Annotated in this window: 1 protein-coding gene; it reads right to left on the bottom strand. The window is 62.5% G+C overall.

Going from position 1 to position 544, the window contains the following annotated elements; all coding sequences use genetic code 11:
- Positions 1 to 333: DUF427 domain-containing protein (locus tag G3A47_RS23260; RefSeq protein WP_166926653.1), on the bottom strand; the 333-nt coding region annotated here is incomplete at its 3' end.
- Positions 334 to 544 lie beyond the last annotated feature (211 nt).

The following is a 544-nucleotide window of genomic DNA, read 5'->3' as shown; positions in this document are numbered from 1 at the left end:
GATGACGAGCATCTCGTCATAGGGCGCCTGATAGGCCCACATCACGTCCTTGCGGGTTTCACCGCCTGCATGGACGCTCCAGTAGCTGGCGTCGCCTTTGAAGGGGCAGTGGGTCGAACTGTCGCTTGGCAACAGCGCTTCGAACCGGATGTCGGCGAACGGTACATAAAGCACTGGCCTATAGCTTGCTTCCTGCAGCAGCTGGGCACGGCCGGAGCTCGCGATCACCTCGCGGCCGAAACTGACGGTGACCGTGCCATCAAACGGTCTGACGGTGATGGTGTGAGCCGGATCGCGCATGAAACCGGGAGCAGGGTTGGTTCTCTGGTCCATCGGGGATCTCCGTTGCTGGCCCCCATATAGGGCCGGCAATGGCTATGGCCAGCAGGCTGCTGACAAAACGCGTCCCTTGGGGGATCAGGCCGCGACCTTCAGCGCATCCATCAGCCCGGCATAGGCCTCGGCAATGCGGGCGGCGGGGTTGCTGCTCTTGGAAGCGGTTTCAACCTTGAGTGAACCGCCCTTGGCCGGCAGCGAAAGCAGC

Source organism: Flavobacterium poyangense, from assembly GCF_011751075.1.
Taxonomy (GTDB): domain Bacteria; phylum Bacteroidota; class Bacteroidia; order Flavobacteriales; family Flavobacteriaceae; genus Flavobacterium; species Flavobacterium poyangense.
The sequence above is the reverse complement of the archived record's forward strand: the minus strand, read 5'-3'. Positions and strand labels throughout refer to the sequence as shown.